Source organism: Bacillus sp. FSL K6-3176, assembly GCF_038003325.1.
Taxonomy (GTDB): Bacteria; Bacillota; Bacilli; order Bacillales; family Bacillaceae; genus Bacillus; species Bacillus altitudinis.
In genome coordinates, this window is the sequence record NZ_JBBOOX010000001.1 from 1,928,265 (window position 1) to 1,945,756 (window position 17,492).

The 17,492-nt window shown below is 42.1% G+C and carries 12 protein-coding genes and 1 pseudogene; 6 read left to right on the top strand and 7 right to left on the bottom strand.

Annotation, left to right across the window (positions count from 1 at the left end; genetic code table 11):
• The first annotated feature begins 42 nt into the window (after nt 1-42).
• Nucleotides 43-1,776, top strand: coding sequence for an ABC transporter ATP-binding protein (locus MHB38_RS09875; protein ID WP_060832390.1), 1,734 nt, complete (start codon nt 43-45; stop codon nt 1,774-1,776).
• A complete protein-coding gene (locus MHB38_RS09880) occupies nt 1,773-3,602 on the top strand; it encodes an ABC transporter ATP-binding protein (RefSeq protein ID WP_341003255.1) in 1,830 nt (609 codons plus the stop codon). Before MHB38_RS09875 ends, MHB38_RS09880 begins: the two co-directional genes overlap by 4 nt.
• A gap of 59 nt (nt 3,603-3,661) precedes the next feature.
• On the opposite strand, the pseudogene MHB38_RS09885 reads toward MHB38_RS09880, so the two are convergent.
• A pseudogene (locus MHB38_RS09885) lies at nt 3,662-4,484 on the bottom strand (MerR family transcriptional regulator).
• Between the two features lie 88 nt (nt 4,485-4,572).
• Between MHB38_RS09885 and MHB38_RS09890 the strand changes: the two are divergent.
• A complete protein-coding gene (locus MHB38_RS09890; RefSeq protein WP_236809916.1) occupies nt 4,573-5,142 on the top strand; it encodes a GNAT family N-acetyltransferase in 570 nt (189 codons plus the stop codon).
• Nucleotides 5,143-5,340: 198 nt separating this feature from the next.
• Here MHB38_RS09890 and MHB38_RS09895 read toward each other — a convergent pair whose 3' ends face one another.
• The 3 genes from MHB38_RS09895 to proC are packed head-to-tail and all read right to left on the bottom strand — an operon-like array spanning nt 5,341 to nt 8,571.
• The gene (locus MHB38_RS09895) at nt 5,341-6,609 is read right to left on the bottom strand and encodes a glutamate-5-semialdehyde dehydrogenase (RefSeq protein WP_241511217.1); all 1,269 of its coding nucleotides are present in this window, start codon (nt 6,607-6,609) and stop codon (nt 5,341-5,343) included.
• 18 nt (nt 6,610-6,627) lie between these two features.
• On the bottom strand, nt 6,628-7,746 hold the full coding sequence (gene proB / locus MHB38_RS09900) for a glutamate 5-kinase (protein ID WP_025207481.1): 1,119 nt from the start codon (nt 7,744-7,746) through the stop codon (nt 6,628-6,630).
• A gap of 27 nt (nt 7,747-7,773) precedes the next feature.
• Nucleotides 7,774-8,571, bottom strand: a complete 798-nt coding sequence (proC, locus tag MHB38_RS09905) for a pyrroline-5-carboxylate reductase (protein WP_234879642.1) — start codon at nt 8,569-8,571, stop codon at nt 7,774-7,776.
• Nucleotides 8,572-9,040: 469 nt separating this feature from the next.
• Between proC and MHB38_RS09910 the strand changes: the two genes are divergently transcribed.
• Nucleotides 9,041-10,237, top strand: coding sequence for a cytochrome P450 (locus MHB38_RS09910; RefSeq protein ID WP_341003264.1), 1,197 nt, complete (start codon nt 9,041-9,043; stop codon nt 10,235-10,237).
• A gap of 118 nt (nt 10,238-10,355) precedes the next feature.
• Complete coding sequence (locus MHB38_RS09915; RefSeq protein ID WP_341003265.1) at nt 10,356-12,395, top strand: molybdopterin oxidoreductase family protein; 2,040 nt, start codon at nt 10,356-10,358, stop codon at nt 12,393-12,395.
• A 46-nt stretch (nt 12,396-12,441) separates the two neighbouring features.
• On the opposite strand, the gene MHB38_RS09920 is transcribed toward MHB38_RS09915, so the two are convergent.
• The 3 genes from MHB38_RS09920 to xylA form a co-directional block, all read right to left on the bottom strand.
• The gene (locus MHB38_RS09920; RefSeq protein WP_007500674.1) at nt 12,442-13,128 is read right to left on the bottom strand and encodes a glycoside hydrolase family 11 protein; all 687 of its coding nucleotides are present in this window, start codon (nt 13,126-13,128) and stop codon (nt 12,442-12,444) included.
• 93 nt (nt 13,129-13,221) lie between these two features.
• Nucleotides 13,222-14,715, bottom strand: a complete 1,494-nt coding sequence (gene xylB / locus MHB38_RS09925; RefSeq protein WP_341003266.1) for a xylulokinase — start codon at nt 14,713-14,715, stop codon at nt 13,222-13,224.
• A 33-nt stretch (nt 14,716-14,748) separates the two neighbouring features.
• The gene (xylA, locus tag MHB38_RS09930; protein WP_341003268.1) at nt 14,749-16,086 is read right to left on the bottom strand and encodes a xylose isomerase; all 1,338 of its coding nucleotides are present in this window, start codon (nt 16,084-16,086) and stop codon (nt 14,749-14,751) included.
• 213 nt (nt 16,087-16,299) lie between these two features.
• On the opposite strand from xylA, the gene xylR reads away from it, so the two are divergent.
• On the top strand, nt 16,300-17,460 hold the full coding sequence (xylR, locus tag MHB38_RS09935) for a transcriptional repressor XylR (RefSeq protein WP_255233823.1): 1,161 nt from the start codon (nt 16,300-16,302) through the stop codon (nt 17,458-17,460).
• Nucleotides 17,461-17,492: the final 32 nt, after the last annotated feature.

Below are 17,492 nucleotides of genomic sequence, written 5' to 3' on the forward strand. Positions count from 1 at the left end.
TGAGTTACAGAACAACAGACTATATGGAAGAAAGGTAATCGTATGAAATCAATTTTATCGTTTTTAAAGCCCTATCGGCTATCCGTTGTGTCCATTGTGATTCTCACCTTTTTAAGCAGTATGCTCCAGCTGTATTTACCGACGCTTACGGCAGATATCGTTGATGTCGGGATCGTCCAAGGAGATGTCGCTTATATATGGAAGGTTGGGGGCTGGATGGTGGCTTGTTCTTTACTTGCCATCTTGCTCACGATTTGGAAGTCCTACTTGTCATCTAAGACAGCTCTAGGCTTCGGGCGTGATATGAGAAGACAGCTGTTTGTGCATGTCGAACAATTCTCATTAGAAGAATTTCAAAAAATCGGGACATCTTCCTTTATTACAAGATCCACAAATGATGTGAAACAAGTTCAAGATGTCACGATCATGATCTTACAAATGATGACACGGGCGCCTCTAATGCTTGTTGGTGGAATTATTTTGGCTGTATCTAGAGATGCTGTGTTATCTCTCATCTTTTTAGCAGCTCTTCCCCTTCTTGGCGGGTTCATTTATTTGGTGTCAAGAAAAGCGATCCCCCTCTTTGGCCAGCTTCAGAAAAAAACGGACCGGCTGAACTTGATTATGAGAGAGTCGCTTTCAGGCATTCGGGTCATTCGTGCGTTTAACCGAGTAGATGACGAAAAGGAACGTTTTCAAAAAGCCAATACATCGTATAAGGATACTGGCCTTAAGGTCAATCGATTAATGGCGTACTTGTTCCCTTTTATGCTCATTATCATGAACTTCACGAATATCGGTATTGTCTGGATTGGCGCTAATCGGATTGATGCCGGACAGATGGAAGTCGGGAATCTGATCGCCTTCATTCAATATGCGATGATGATTTTAATGGCACTCATTATGCTGTCTATGAGTTTTATTATGGTGCCTAGAGCTCAGGCATCAGCTAAACGGATGAATGAAGTGTTAAATCTAGAACCAAGAATTAAAGACAAAAAAGAGACTGTCACTAAACTTGATCAGCCAGCCCAGTCCATTCGCTTTGAGAATGTGTCATTTTATTATTCAAATGCTGAAAAACCAGCCGTTCAAGACATGACGTTTGAAGCCAAAAAGGGTGAAACGACGGCGATCATTGGCAGTACAGGTTCCGGGAAAACGACCCTTCTTCAGCTGATGACACGTTTTTATGAAGCAACAGAAGGAAAAATTACATTAGATGGTGTCGATATTAGAGAATTGCCTCAAGAGAAACTGAGAAGTCAGATGGGTTATGTTTCTCAAAAAGCCATTTTATTTAGCGGAACCATTGCTGATAATGTGCGCTTTGGCAAACGAGATGCTACAGATGACGAGATTTGGCAGGCACTGCGGACAGCACAGGCCGAAGAATTTGTTTTGCAAAAAGATGGCGGAATTCACGCAGAGATAGACCAAGGGGGTTCGAATCTCTCTGGCGGTCAAAAACAACGTCTTTCGATCGCAAGAGCACTCGTAAGAAAACCTGCATTCTACCTGTTTGACGATAGCTTCTCTGCCCTTGATTACAAAACGGATGCAAAACTTCGGTCAGCGCTAGAAGCTGAAAAAGAGCATGCTGCTTTGATTATTGTGGCTCAAAGAATCAGCACAGTGAAGCATAGCGATAAAATCATTGTGTTAGATGATGGAAAAATAGCAGGTATCGGTACACATGAACAGTTACTGAAAGATAACCTTGTCTATCAAGAAATAGTCGCATCACAGGAAGGTCAGGAGGTGGAGCAAGGATGAGTAAAAAAATGTCTTCTGGAATGGGACATAAAGGCGGTCACCCAAGGGGCCCAGTACAAAAACCGAAAGAATTTAAAAAAACACTTCTTCGTTTAACGGGCTATTTAAAACCGAGGAAATTTCAGCTGATCGTTGTCCTGATTGCAGCGATCGGTTCAACCGTTTTTAATGTCGTCAGTCCAAAATTACTTGGGGATGCCACCTCTTCCCTATTTGAAAGTTTTACACAAGGAACTGGCGTTCAATTTGATGTCATTTCACGCATTTTATTGTTGCTTGTTCTATTATATGTCGTGGCATCTCTCTTCTCATTCGTGCAGCAATATGTGATGGCTGGTGTCTCGCAGCAGACCATTGCTGAACTAAGACAAGAAGCGAGTGACAAACTCACACGTCTCCCTCTTCGTTATTTTGATAAAACAACACACGGAGACACGCTGAGCCGGGTGATGAACGACATTGATAATATTAATACTTCTTTACAGCAGGCACTCACACAAGTGATCACATCTGTTATTACAGTCATTGGTATTGTCGTCATGATGCTTTTCATCAGTCCGCTGCTGACACTGCTTGTTTGTTTGACGCTGCCTCTTAGTTTGTTTGCGATTCGAGGCATTACATCATTTTCGCAAAAGCATTTTAAAGCACAGCAAAAAGAACTAGGGATGATCAATGGACATATTAATGAAATGTTCACAGGACATCAGACGGTTCGTGCGTATGGCTATGAAAAGAAAGCCATTGATACATTTGATCAATTAAACGAACAACTATATGAATCTTCAAGAAAAGCACAATTTATCTCCGGCTTAATGATGCCGATGATGACCTTTATTGGGAATCTTGGCTATGTGGCGGTAAGTGTTGCTGGCGGAATTCTTGTCATTAACGGGAATATTCGTGTTGGGGATGTGCAAGCATTTATCCAATACACACAGCAAATGTCGCAGCCGCTTGTGCAAGCATCCAGTGTTGCAAACTTAGTTCAATCTGCTATCGCTTCAGCTGAACGGGTGTTTGAAATTCTGGATGAGGAAGAAGAACATGCGGAAGAAGATGCAGCGATTGATCTTAAATCCCTTTCCGGAGATGTGGCCTTTGAGCACGTTCACTTCGGTTATGAGAAAGATCAACCCATTATTAAAGATTTGAATTTACAAGTCCGAGAAGGACAAACGGTTGCCATTGTTGGGCCAACAGGCGCTGGAAAAACAACGATTATTAATCTGTTAATGCGCTTTTACGAGCTAGATCAAGGCTCCATTCGCATTGGCGGCGTAAAAACAACCGACCTCAGCCGAGAGCAAGTACGTGACTTATTTGCGATGGTTCTTCAGGATACATGGCTCTTTGAAGGCACAATTTATGACAACATCGCATATGGTAGACCGCATGTTTCAAAAGAGGATGTGTTGAAGGCCGCTAAACATGCCTATGCAGACGATTTCATCCGCACCCTTCCAGATGGATATGACACACTCTTAACAGAAGATGCCGGCAACCTCTCACAAGGTCAACGTCAGCTGTTAACCATCGCCCGTGCCATCTTATCTGATCCGAAGATATTAATCTTAGATGAAGCAACAAGCAGTGTCGATACACGGACAGAGATGCATATTCAAAAAGCAATGAATGAATTAATGAACGGCAGAACAAGCTTCGTTATTGCACATCGACTTTCAACGATTAAAGATGCCGATCTCATTTTAGTTATGAAAGATGGCACGATCATTGAAAAAGGAACTCATCGTGAGCTTTTGAAAGAAAAAGGCTTTTATGCAGACCTCTATATGAGTCAATTTGCCGAAAACCAAGTCGGTTAAACAGCACCAAAAAGGATAGACAGCATGTAAAAATGCCTGTCTATCCTTTTTGTGATGCCTTAAGCTTCCCGTTTTCTGACTTTCACACTAAGTTTCGTCATGTAATCCGCTTCATTTTTAGACATCAGAGAATGAAGTAAATACTCCTCAAAGACATCCCCATCCAGTATCATATCCTCTGCTTCGATGTGATCTAATAAACGTGAATAGGCAGTCTCCATTTCTTCATATGTTCCTTGTTGATACATGACTGCATATAGACCCGCTGGCTTTTTGACTGCATCCGGTCCTTCCATTCGGCAGAACAGCCGATCAGATTGATGATAATGACGCTGCAAAAACTGCTCCTTGTTTAAAATAGAACCATTTGCCGCCGCACCTTTAATACCAATCCCTTTCAGAAATTCTCCTACAATTCGAGAAATTTCTTCTATAGGTGTGTTTGAATCAATTGGGTTTGATGTACTGAGGACGATCGGTTCTTCTGGCAGTTCTTGAAACAAGACCTCCCCTGTTTTCACTGATGATAATTCATTCGTTGTCTCGATCACACGAAAAAAGAAAAGATTGAATATCCTGTAGTTTTTGGATCTCCTCCTCGACCTTTTCTGCTTGCTCAACCGCAAGGCTTTGCAATTTCTCCTGAGAAGGCTCAGTAAAGTATTGTTTTAATTGTTTGATCGGAAATTGAACAGCACGAAGGGATTGAATGGCCATGAAATGATCAAACTGTTCAAATGTATAATAACGGTACCCATTTTCCTGAACACCTGCCGGCTTAAACAAATCGATTTTATCATAATAGAGCAGTGTATCTTTTTTCACTTCAAATAATGACGCAAATTCTCCAGTTAAAAATGTTTTTTGACCATCGCTCATCATTTTTAGGGCTCCTTTCTTGACTATGGAGTTACTCCATCCTTTATGATAACATGCATAAACACCACGTATGTGGAGAAAGGATTTACACATGAACAAAATCGCACAAGATCAAGTCACATTATCACTTGCAAATCAAGAAGACTTCCCTTTGATGAAAAAGGAACTGCAAGATGCTTTCACAGCTGGCATCATTGATGCATTTGGCGATGCAGAAGGTGGACCAATTCCTCCTGATGAGTCGATTGATGAATCTTTTTATTCGACTGAGAACCTTGTCTATCATATTTTACTAAACGGTCAAAAGGCAGGAGGGGTTGTTTTAAAAATCAACCCTCTCACACACCGCAATTCGGTGGACCTATTATACATTTCTTCATCATCTCACAGCCGAGGCATTGGTCAGGCAGCATGGAAAGCCATTGAGGCGCAATATCCAGAAACGAAGGTGTGGGAAGTTGTCACTCCTTATTTTGAAAAGCGCAACATTCATTTTTATGTGAACAAATGCGGCTTTCAGATTGTTGAGTTTTATCACTTGCACCATCCAGATCCGAGCTTGCCTCATGAGAACGATCAAGAAAATAACCCTTTAGCGCCTGAGACATTTGAATTTTTCAAATTTGAGAAAGTCATGAAAAAAGACCGTTCAAGTTCATAAAAAAACTCCCTCTTATGGGGAGTTTCAGATTGTTGACAAAGGGCTAAAATGGACTTTATTTTAGCCCTTTGTCTTCTTTTTCAAGAGTTGTCAGTGCTTCAGCATCGTTTCCATGTCGTTCCCTTTTTTCTCTCTTCTTTCATCAGTCACTAAAAAACACTACCTCAAGTTAGAAAGGTAGTGTTCTTTACATTCATTCTAGCTTCTAATCTGACCATCACCAGATAGAAGCAGCTTTGTTGTTGTCAGTGCAGGAAGTCCCATTGGCCCTCTTGCGTGCAGTTTTTGAGTAGAAATGCCAATTTCAGCGCCATATCCTAGTGCACCGCCATCTGTAAAACGTGTAGATGCGTTATGATAAACAGCGGCTGCATCGACTTCGTTTAGAAAGATTTGTGCGTTTTTTTCATCCTCTGTTACGATGGCTTCTGAATGTTTCGTTCCGTACTGATCAATGTGGTGAATGGCGTCCTCAATTGAGTCAACGACTTTCACCGCAAGATCAAGACTTAAATACTCATCTGTCCAATCTACTTCCTCCGCAGGAACCGCTTCGGAAAAGAAAGATTGAGCGTCTTGATCTCCATGCACAGTGACATGATGCTGAAGGAGTACTTCATTCAATGCTGCACCATTTTCTTTCAGCCAATCGCGATGAACGATCAGAGTCTCAAGCGCATTACAAACGGCCGGACGATTTGTTTTCGCATTGATGACAATCTGAATGGCTTTTTCTACATTCGCTGTTTGATCAATAAAGATATGGCAGTTCCCTGTCCCTGTTTCAAGAACTGGAATGGTCGATTCTTCTACAACTGTTTTGATTAACGAAGCCCCGCCTCTCGGAATTAAAACATCGATCCATTCTTTTAGATGAAACATCGCTTGAACCGATGAACGGTCTGTTTGTTCAATAAACTGTACCGCATCACGAGGGATCTTTGTTTGATCCAATGCCTCATGAATGACGCGGACGATGGCTTTGTTGGAAGAAATAGCGGAGGAACCGCCTTTTAAAATCACTGAGTTGCCTGCCTTGAGGGCAAGCCCTGCTGCATCGACAGTGACATTCGGTCTCGCTTCATAGATCATCCCGATCACGCCGAGCGGTACTCTTCGACTTTTCACATGTAAGCCGTTCTCAAGAGTCCATTCATCCAATATTTCTCCAACAGGATCTGTTAATCTCGTCACAAGCCGCAAACTTTCCGCAAACTCATGAATTCTCTCTTCATTTAACATTAATCGATCCATTAATGCTTCAGAGAAGCCCTTTTCTTTTCCTGCCTCTAAATCCTTTTGATTTTCCTGTAAAATAAAATCACTTTGCTGTTCGAGTGTTTCTGCTATTTTCAGCAGCGCCTCATTTTTTTCCTCTGTTTGAAGTAAACCTAGTTTTTTTGATACGTGCTTTGCTTTTTTCGCTTTTTCTTTGACCGATGTGACAACTTCAGCTGTCAGTGTCATGAAATTCCTCCCTTATGATTAGCAAACTGGTATTGATAAATCTAAATGACAAACAAACGCTTCAAGATCTACGACATGCACCACTTCATCCTGTAGCAAGTCACCGTTCAGTGCGAGTTCGTCGGACGCATAATTGACAATGCCAAGCCCTATTTCTCTTTCATCTTGATCTAAAATACGGACAACATCGCCTTTTTTAAACGAACCCTTTACATTGACTATGCCGTCAGAATCCAGACTTTTCTCACGATGCATGAGAAGCTCCTGTGTTTTCTCTTGAACAACGATTTCGCCTTTTGGGCCAGAATGAAAAGCAATCCACTGTTTTTTATAATTCAGCGGCGCTAAATTTTCGTCAGCTGTAAAATAAGTGCCGTCCTCTGTCCCATTAATGGCTTTGTCTAAAATGTGAGGCGTATCGGCTTTTCCCAAAAAGCCATTGATGCCTGAGGCCATTGAAATTTTAAAGGCGTCGAGTTTTGATTTCATTCCGCCTGTGCCAACGCTGCTTCCCGCATCTCCAGCGGCTGCTTCGATGTCTTCTGTGATTTCTGTGACTTCTAGAATTCTCTTCGCATTCGGATTTGTATGAGGGTTATCTTCATACAAACCGTCAATATCAGATAAAATAGCGAGGAAATCCGCATCAATCAGTCCAGCTACTTTTGCAGACAATGTATCATTATCTCCAAACTTCAACCGATTGATCGTCACTGTATCATTTTCATTAATAATCGGGATGATCCCTCGATCTAATAACACATTCATTGTATTTCGCACATTTTGATAGCGCGTTTCATCTGAAAAATCGCTTCTTGTAATTAATAGCTGTGAAGCAATATAACCGTGCGATAAAAATAAAGTAGAATATGACTCCATTAAAAGCCCTTGCCCTATTGAGGCAGACGCCTGTTTTTCTGGCAGTGTTTTCGGTCTATCAATAAACCCTAATTTTCGGTAACCAGCTGCAACCGCACCAGATGAGACCAAAATGACTTCGTGTCCTTCATCTTTGAGTTTTACAATTTGATTGACGAGGTTTTCTAGTTTTTTTAAACTAATCTCACCTTGAAAGCTAGTAAGAGAGCTGCTTCCGATTTTCACAACAATTCGTTTTCTCTCTTTATCTGCGTACACCTTATCACTCCTGTATTGAGGCTCTATTTATATCGTTACTTTTTGTTTTTGCTGTTCACTTATTTCTTTTGATCGATTGGCAGCATGTTTGACAGCCTGTTTGATGGCTTCTCCTCCGCCAAAATCATCTAATGCATCTAGTCCTGCAGCAGTTGTTCCATTAGGTGACGTAATTTTTTCTCTGAGGACAGAAGGATTTTCAGCTGTTTCTTGCAGCATCTTCGCTGCACCGAGAAGTGTCTGTGTACCGATTTGACGGGACATTTCTTTTGATAAGCCAGCTTCTTCTCCAGCTTCTTCGATTCTTTCCATTAAGAAATAAAAATAAGCTGGACCGCTTCCGGCAATTCCTGTGAAAATATCCATTTGCTCTTCCTGAATGGTATACACTTCTCCCATTTCAGATAAAAGAGCCCGACTCATGCTTACATGTTCATTTTTCACATAACGTCCAGCAGATAAAGCGGTCGCCGACGCCCCAATCGTACTTGACGTATTTGGCATTACTCGCATAACAGGCTGCCCTTCATGCAGCATGTCTTCAATATACGATGATTTCACACCTGCAAGTACAGACAGGATGAGCTGATCTTTCTGAATATGAGGTTTTAATGATTCAAGTGCTGTTTCAGCATCCTTTGGCTTCATTGCCAGGATCAACATATCCATTTCTTCAAAAGGAAATGAATCCATTGTGGCTGTTTGGATTCCGTAGCGTTTCGTTAGTTCGTTTAATCGCTGCTTATTTTGCTTGTTTGTTGCGTAAATTTGGCTGAGAGGCATCCGACCTGATCGCACAATACCTGCAATCATTCCTTCCGCCATAGAACCTGCTCCAATGAAAGCAACTTTCTTTTGATCAATGATATTGATCCTCTCCCTTGTTCGCTTTTTGTTCGTGTTTTTCGCACGTTAGTTATCGTAACATGATGAGAAATCGTGTCAAGAAAGAGCCAGCGCTTTTCAAAAGTCCCGAATACACGCTGAACAGCTTGCGGTATGTATGTTAGCCGTGTTTTTTAAAATCATCAATTTAGATCAAAAGAACTATAAAGATTTGAATCATAGTACCCTTTCGTTCGACTGAATTCACCATTTTATTTTTGGTTTCGGTGACTTCAATTCTAGTTTTTAGAAAGCGCTATCATTTTGATGACTTTCTATTTTCCTATAGGAAGAATGTGTTTGAATCTTTCGATTAGACTATTGACATATTTTACAAAACATGTCCGTTGAAATGCGTTTTTTGTGGTGATACCGTGAAAGGGAATCAAGAGAAAAAGGAGCGTTCATAATGAAAGTAAAAGAAAATTACGTCAATGTCATCCCAATGAAAGAAATCCGATCTACAGATGACCTTCTTTTCCCATTCCCTATCTACAATGAATTACGATCGCAGGGTGATATTCGATACGACGAAACGAGAAAGTGCTGGGATCTTTTTCGATATGCTGATATTCAGTCCGTTCTGAAGCAGCCAAAAGTGTTTTCATCACAGCGAGGAAGAAGCACATCTAAAACGAGTATTTTAACAATGGACCCTCCAAAACATACCAAAATGAGAGCACTCGTCAATAAAGCCTTCACGCCAAAAGCGATCAAACAAATAGAAGAAAAGATCAAAGACTTGACCCATGATCTATTACATCAAGTAAAGGATCAACGAACCTTCGATATTGTGCAAGATCTGGCCGCTCCCCTACCTGTCATGATCATCGCCGAGCTTCTCGGGGCAGAAGTGAAAGACAGAGAGCTGATCAAAAAACATTCAGATGCTCTAGTTGCAGGAGCCAAAGATGATTCAAAAGAAGCTGTTCAAGCCGTTGTCGACATGCAAAAACAAGCAGAAAAAGAGCTGTCAGCGTACTTTGCTCATTTGATCCAAAAACGAAAAGAAACGCCAGCCGATGATTTAATCTCCCTTCTCATCCAAGCGGAAATTGACGGTGAGCGTTTATCAGAAAATGAACTACTTGGCTTTTGTATACTCTTACTCGTTGCTGGTAATGAAACAACGACGAATTTAATTACAAATGCCGTACGACTTTTAACAGAGCAGCCGCATATCGCCGAATCAGTGCGGCAAGACCTGTCTCTCATTCCTCAATTGACAGAAGAAACGCTACGCTATTATCCGCCTGTTCAAGCGATTGGGCGAGTTGTAGCAGAGGATGTTCAGATTGCCGGTTCTCACATTGAAAAAGGAGACTATCTCATCAGCTGGGTGGCATCTGCGAATCGTGATGAACGGAAGTTTGACGATCCAGATACGTTTCGTCTTGACAGAAAATCAAATCCGCATTTGAGCTTTGGTTTCGGCATCCATTTTTGTCTTGGTGCCCCTCTCGCCCGGCTTGAGGCTCATCTAGCACTTGAGATTTTACTCCGTACGTTTCGAGAAATCACCTGTGCGGCAGATCAGCTGAAACCAATTCAAAGCACGTTTGTGTTTGGGGTCAAAGAATTCCCTGTGCAGGTCACCCGTTTTTAAAAGTCCCTTTCATTAGGGGCTTTTTTTCATGTGCTTATCCTTACCTTCCTCGTCTGAACATGCTAAAATAAAATCCATATGTACAGTGATCACGGAATTCGGAAAGGAAGCTAAACGTATGACCGATTACACAGCAATGAAAGACGGAATATTCAAATCAGTTTGTTCGTTAGATTGCCCTGATCAGTGCGGTCTTTTAATCCATAAAGAGAACGGAAAGATCGTTAAAGTTCAAGGAGATCCAGATCATCCAGTCACTCAAGGAAACATTTGCAATAAAGTGCGGAATGTCACAGCTCGTTTATATGATGAAAAACGTCTGACAACACCATTAAAACGTGTAGGTCAAAAAGGTGACCGGCAGTTTGCTCCAATTACGTGGGAAGAAGCGATTGAAACCATTCGTCAAAAATGGACAAAGCTGATCGAAGAAAAAGGACCAGAAAGCATTTTGCCTTACAGCTTCTATGGGAATATGGGAAATCTCAATGCAGAAGGAATGGACCGCCGCTTTTTCTATCGACTTGGCTCAAGTCAGCTAGACCGAACCATTTGTCAGTCAGCCGGAACAACTGGATATAAATATACAATGGGCGCAAGCATCGGGACAGACCCAGAAGAAACCATTCATACGAAGCTATTTATCTTTTGGGGCATCAATGCAGTTTCAACCAATATGCATCAAATCACGTTGGCACAAAAAGCTCGAAAGCAAGGAGCCAAAATTGTCGTCATTGATGTGCACAAAAACCAAACGGGCCGGATGGCAGATTGGTTCATTCCGCTTCGCCCTGGCACTGACAGTGCGCTAGCTCTTGGGATCATGCATGTCCTTTTTAAAGAAGACCGCACAGATGCGTCATTTTTAGAGACTTACACGATCGGTCACAATGAACTTCGCGAGCATGTGAAGCAGTACGATCCAGAAACAGTCGAACAGATCACGGGTGTCCCGAAAGAAGACATCATCACACTTGCGAGAATGTACGCAGAGACATCGCCATCTCTCATTCGTATTGGCAATGGGCTTCAGCATCACGATAATGGCGGCATGAGTATTCGAACCATCTCCTGCCTCCCTGCCCTCACCGGTCAATGGCTGCACAAAGGCGGCGGTGCGATGAAATCGAACTCTTCTTTTCTTAGTTATAATGAAACCGCTCTTCAGCGACCGGAATTATTAAAGGAACGCGAACCTAGAACATTTAATATGAATCAGCTGGGCAGCGTGCTAACGAACGCAGAACCTTCTATTGATTCTCTTTTTGTCTACTCTTGCAACCCGGCTGTTGTGACACCTGAAGCAAATAAAGTAAGAGACGGTTTAATGCGGCAAGACTTATTTACGGTTGTCCATGACTTGTTCATGACAGAGACAGCCACTTATGCGGATATTGTTCTGCCAGCGACATCTGCCTTTGAAAACGAGGATTTTTATACTTCTTACTGGCATCATTACATTCAAATTCAAGAACCTGTCATAGAACGTTATGGAGAAAGCAAATCAAACACAGAAGTGTTTCGTCTTTTGGCTCATGCGATGGGCTTTGAAGATGAAGCTTTTAAAGAGACAGATGCGGAACTAATGGAACAAGCTCTTCATCATCCTGAAAACCCGCACTATGAAAACATTTCATATCAAGCGTTAAAAGAGAAAAAGTGGATCAAAGCAAAACGAGGGCCTTTCGAAGATTTAAAGCTCCCTACCCCAAGCGGGAAAATTGAACTTTACTCTGAACAAATGAAAAAAGATGGATATCCAGCCCTTCCAACCTATGTACCTTTATTCAAGGAAAGTGATTATCCACTAACGTTTATACCGGGACCAAACCATAATTTTCTTAATTCCACCTTCTCTCTTCATGAGAAGCATCAAAAGCTAGAGAAATTTCCGAAGCTTCATATGAATGAACAAGATGCAAAAGAAAGACAGATTGAAGATGGGGACATGGTTCGTGTGCTGAATGATCGAGGAGAATGCGAGCTGATCGTGTCAGTCGGACAAAATGTGTTATCTGGTGTTGTTGTCAGCCAGGGATTATGGGCAGACCAAAAAGGCAAAAAACATTTGGTGAATGGCCTCACACCTGATCGTTTGGCAGATATGGGCGGCGGTGCGACGTTCTTTTCCGGCAGAGTCGAAGTTGAAAAATTATGATAGAAAGAGCCAGGAGTTTTGCTCCCGGCTCTTTTCTTTGACTTTTTTAGTTGCCAATAAACAGCTGATTGGTCATCACATTTGCACTTCCGCTGCTTTGGTAGCCTTCTACAGTAAATGCCGTTTCATACATTTTCCCCATTGGCATCCCTAAACTTTCCCATTTTCTAAAATGCGCACTGACGGAGACCGTTCCGCTTGTACGTTTCGTTTGACGTACACTCCAATATTGCTTGAAGGTTGCGATCCCGATAATGGAAGGCTGATTGACACGGGTTGTTTCATAAATGTCATATGTGCCTCCATCAGCATAAAATGATCCTTTATACGCTCCTGTTGGACGATATGTGCCCCATGAATCAACAATGTAGTATTCTGCTAATGGAGATTGTGTCCAGCCATAGACACATAGATAGGAATTCCCGCCTGGGTTAAAACTTGCGTTGTAATTGATGGAGATGTTGCCAAGTTGATGGTGAGTTCTAGTGGAATCAAACTTTTTCCCTTTTCTAAATAAAGCATTTCCGATATTGTTCCAGCCTGCACTAAATGCCCCGCCGTTATTGAGTGTCATCGAGGTGTTTCCATAATCCTTCCATAATTCATAATCGTACCCGCTATGGTTACCCATTTCATTATTCGTAATGGTTCTCGCATGGGCTGGTACAGCCGTCAGAATAAGCGTCAGTCCAATACACATCACAAACAACAGTCTTAATTTTCTCAAATTCATCTTCCATTCCTCTCCTTTTTCATCCTTTTGATTCTGTCATCTCTAAGATGAAACGAATTCATCACCTCCTTTCATGCCCCACTTACTATTAGATTATCGATACTGTGCTAGCCCCGCATGAATGTCTCTTGTGTGTGTATAAATGCTTTGATACAAACGAAAGAGATGATCATATACATCGACATGCTGTTGATTTGGTGTAAATACGGCTGCTTGATGGATAAACTGATCCGCGCACGCCTCAAGTGACTCGTACCAGCCGCATCCAACTGCTGCAAGCATCGCTGCACCTAACGCGGGCCCTTGCTCATTTTCAAGCTGTATCACCTCAGCTTGAAAAATGTCTGCCTGCATTTGAAGCCATGTATGACTTCTCGCACCTCCACCAATAGACACGATGGAATCAATGCTTTTTCCCGCGTGGCTGAATAAAGCGATCGATTCATTTAATGAAAAAGTGATTCCTTCAAGCACAGCTCTAACCATATGCGCTTTTTCATGCCGGCTGTCTAATCCAATGAAGCTTCCACGAATGACTGAATCTGCATGAGGCGTTCTTTCCCCAACTAAATATGGCGTAAATAGCAATCCATTTGCGCCAGGCGCTATATCCTTTGCTCCGGCTAAAAGGTCTTTAAACGAATCATTTGGAGCAAGTAAAGATTTAATCCAATCGAGGCTATAACCTGCTGATAAAGTGACTCCCATTGTATAAAAAGCATCTTTTTTTGCATGATGGAATAAATGCAAGTTTCCATTCAGCTCTCTGTTATGATTTTCTTCATAGGAAAGAATGACACCTGATGTGCCAATGCTGCATAATGTGTGACCTGATGATAAAATGCCGGCACCAATGGCACCGCAAGCATTATCCGCTCCACCTGCAAAAACCTTCGCCTCTTCTGCCATCCCGGTTTCCTTTGCGATCTGCGGCAAGAGTGTTCCAACCTCCGCCTCCGATGAAACGAGTGGCGGGCAAATACGAATCGGAATATCAAAGGTTTGACAAATCTCCTCACTCCATGTTTGTTCTCCCATATCCAACAGTAACGTACCAGCCGCATCAGAATAGTCCATATGAATAGCGCCGGTTAATCGATATCTGACATAATCTTTTGGAAGTAAAAACAAATGGATTCGTTGATCAATTTCTGGTTCATGTTCCTTTACCCATAACAACTTTGGCAGTGTAAACCCTTCTAACGCCTGATTTTTTGTGATCGCTTGCAGCCTGCCTCCTAGCTTTTCTGTCATGCGCACGCATTGCGGTGTTGTTCTTGTGTCATTCCACAAGATGGCAGGCCTGAGCACCTGAAGGGATTCATCCAATAAAACAAGTCCGTGCATTTGTCCAGAAAAACTGATGCCTTCTACCTGCATTGACTGAACAGGCTTTCTCTCCATAAGTTCTGTCATCGCGGCCACCGTCTGCTCTACCCAGTCTTCAGGATTTTGCTCACAATAACCTGGTTTGCTTTGAATGAGGCGGTAAGATTTAGTCGTCTCGCAGCATACCTTCCCGCTCTCATCTACTAATATCGCTTTAACTCCACTCGTTCCAAGATCAATTCCCATCACATACTTCATGTGTTCACTCCTTCAAAACATTCGCCCGCTCCATTAATCTTCTAACAAATATTGATTTAATCTGGCTTTCAGCTGTTCCTCTCTGCCAGATTCGTTTCTGATGAGCGGATGTTTCAGTGCATATTCTTCTAATGTATGAAAGTTTGCCGTTCCTTCTGAAATCTCCCGTCCAATTCCTTCAGAAAAACTGCGGTACCGGTGCATGATCACATCTTCAAACACACGGTCTTCTATGAGTCTATGAGCCACCCGCAGCCCTTTTGCGAATGCATCCATCCCCGCAATATGGGCATACAGAAGATCTTCCAGTTCAAAGGAGGCTCTTCTGACTTTTGCATCAAAATTGAGACCGCCTGTTCCAAGTCCGCCATTTTGCAAAATTTCATACATGGCGAGTGTTGTGGCATATAAATCCGTTGGGAATTCATCAGTGTCCCAGCCTAGAAGGGAGTTTCCTTGGTTGGCATCAACGGAACCGAGCAGTCCATGAATTCTTGCTACACGCAGCTCATGCTCAAACGTATGACCCGCTAATGTCGCATGATTGGCCTCGATATTTAATTTAAAGTGTGTATCCAATCCATATTGTTTTAAAAAGGCGATTGATGTCGCTGCATCCGTATCATATTGATGAGTTGTCGGTTCCTTCGGCTTTGGCTCAATTAAAAATTGACCTGTAAATCCAATTTCTTTTGCATAATCGACCGCCATATGCAAAAAGGTCGCCAAATGGTCAAGCTCTCTTTTCATATCTGTATTCAGCAGTGTGTCGTAACCTTCTCGTCCTCCCCAGAAAACATAATTTTCTGCGCCGAGTTCCTTTGCTGTTTCGATGCCCTTTTTCACTTGTGCAGCTGCATAGGCAAATACATCTGCATGACAGGATGTCGCTGCACCGTGAACAAATCTTGGATGCTTAAACATATTAGCCGTGTTCCATAGAAGCCGAACCCCGCTTTGCTGCATGTAATCTTTCATTCTTTCTATGATGATGTCTAACTGCTGATTGGTCTCTTGAAGCGTGTCGCCCTCTGGTGCAATATCACGGTCATGGAATGAAAAATACGGAACATCCAATAAATCAAAGAGCTGAAAGGCCACTTCCAATCTAGCTTTCGCCAAATCCATTCCACTATAAGAATCCCAGGCCCTTTTCATCGTGCCAGTTCCAAACATGTCTGTTCCATCAGCAGTCAGTGTATGCCAATAAGCGACGGAGAATCGCAGGTGATCTTTCATTGACTTTCCGCCAATCATTTCGCTCGGATCATAATATTTAAATGCGAATGGGTTCTTTGAATGTTTTCCTTCATATTGAATGTTGCCAATCCCCTGTAAACGACTTAACGAAGTCATATTTGATTTGACCATAAGTGATTCCCCCTATATATTCACTTAGTAAGTTGATTCAACAAACAAACGAACGAGTTGACCAACTAATCTCTTTGAATTTTCCATATTTTTTAGTTTTTTAGAAATATTTTCGTTATAATAAAGTGAAAAGCATGTTTTATAGAGAAGGAACTCGACAAAAAACGGCTTTTCTTCACTTAATCTAAAGACGAAACAAATGGAGTGGATACAATGGATATTGCGGATCAGAACTTTGTGAAAAAAATAAATCAAAAGCTATTGCTAAACGAAATTCTGCACCATGCACCAATTTCCAGAGCAAAATTATCTGAACGCACTGGGTTAAATAAATCGACCGTTTCTTCTCAAGTGAGTACATTAATGAAAGAACATCTTGTTTATGAAATCGGTCAAGGCGAATCTAGCGGCGGAAGAAGACCCGTGCTTCTCATGTTTAATAAACGTGCAGGTTACTCTATCGGCATTGATGTCGGTGTTGATTATGTCAACGGCATTTTAACAGACCTTGAAGGGGCGATGATTCATAATGAGCAGCTCAAGCTCCCATCCAGCACACCTGATGTGACCGTCCGTATTTTAATTGAATTGATTCAGCAGTTACGTTCACATATCCCTTCTTCCCCATACGGGCTGATTGGTATTGGGATTTGTATACCTGGTCTGGTCGATGCAGATGAACAAATTGTGTTTACGCCTCATTCAAAATGGAAAAATGTCGATCTAAAAACAAGTCTCCAAGACACATTCCAAGTACCGGTTTTTATCGAGAATGAAGCAAATGCCGGTGCGTACGGTGAAAAAATCTTTGGTGCTGCTAAACATTATGACCACCTGATCTATGCAAGTATCGGCACTGGTATTGGAATAGGCATCATTATCAATCATCATTTATATAGAGGCACGAACGGTTTTTCTGGTGAAATGGGACATATGACGATCGACTTTAATGGACCGACATGTAGCTGCGGAAATCGTGGTTGCTGGGAACTGTATGCATCTGAGAAGGCACTGTTCCAATCGCTCCAAACAGATGGTCAGCCATTCACCTATCAAGATATTGAGCGGCTAGCGAAGTTAAATGATATGAAGACACTCAATGCCTTGCGTAACTTTGGCTTTTACATTGGGGTAGGTCTCACAAACGTTCTGCATACCTTCAACCCACAAGCCGTTATTTTACGAAACAAGGTCATTGAATCTGAGCAGGCCGTCCTAAGTGTCATTCAAGATGAAGTATCCTCTAGAATGGATGCACAATTCAGCTCACGGGTGGAGCTGCTCCCTTCGTCATTAGGACAAAACGCACCAGCCTTAGGGATGACATCTCTTGTCACTGAAGCTTTTTTGCGTGATGTCACGCCTTCACCATAATGGAATACATGTTAAAGAGAGACAGCCTTTAG

Excerpts from the sequence above, each read along its gene's own strand:
- xylR (WP_255233823.1), top strand. The coding sequence starts at position 16,300 with ATGGATATTGCGGATCAGAACTTTGTGAAAAAAATAAATCAAAAGCTA.
- xylB (WP_341003266.1), bottom strand. The coding sequence starts at position 14,715 with ATGAAGTATGTGATGGGAATTGATCTTGGAACGAGTGGAGTTAAAGCG.
- proC (WP_234879642.1), bottom strand. The coding sequence starts at position 8,571 with ATGGCGGAAGGAATGATTGCAGGTATTGTGCGATCAGGTCGGATGCCT.
- MHB38_RS09890 (WP_236809916.1), top strand. The coding sequence starts at position 4,573 with ATGAACAAAATCGCACAAGATCAAGTCACATTATCACTTGCAAATCAA.
- MHB38_RS09875 (WP_060832390.1), top strand. The coding sequence starts at position 43 with ATGAAATCAATTTTATCGTTTTTAAAGCCCTATCGGCTATCCGTTGTG.
- MHB38_RS09920 (WP_007500674.1), bottom strand. The coding sequence starts at position 13,128 with ATGAATTTGAGAAAATTAAGACTGTTGTTTGTGATGTGTATTGGACTG.
- MHB38_RS09910 (WP_341003264.1), top strand. The coding sequence starts at position 9,041 with ATGAAAGTAAAAGAAAATTACGTCAATGTCATCCCAATGAAAGAAATC.
- MHB38_RS09915 (WP_341003265.1), top strand. The coding sequence starts at position 10,356 with ATGACCGATTACACAGCAATGAAAGACGGAATATTCAAATCAGTTTGT.
- MHB38_RS09880 (WP_341003255.1), top strand. The coding sequence starts at position 1,773 with ATGAGTAAAAAAATGTCTTCTGGAATGGGACATAAAGGCGGTCACCCA.
- xylA (WP_341003268.1), bottom strand. The coding sequence starts at position 16,086 with ATGGTCAAATCAAATATGACTTCGTTAAGTCGTTTACAGGGGATTGGC.
- MHB38_RS09895 (WP_241511217.1), bottom strand. The coding sequence starts at position 6,609 with ATGACACTGACAGCTGAAGTTGTCACATCGGTCAAAGAAAAAGCGAAA.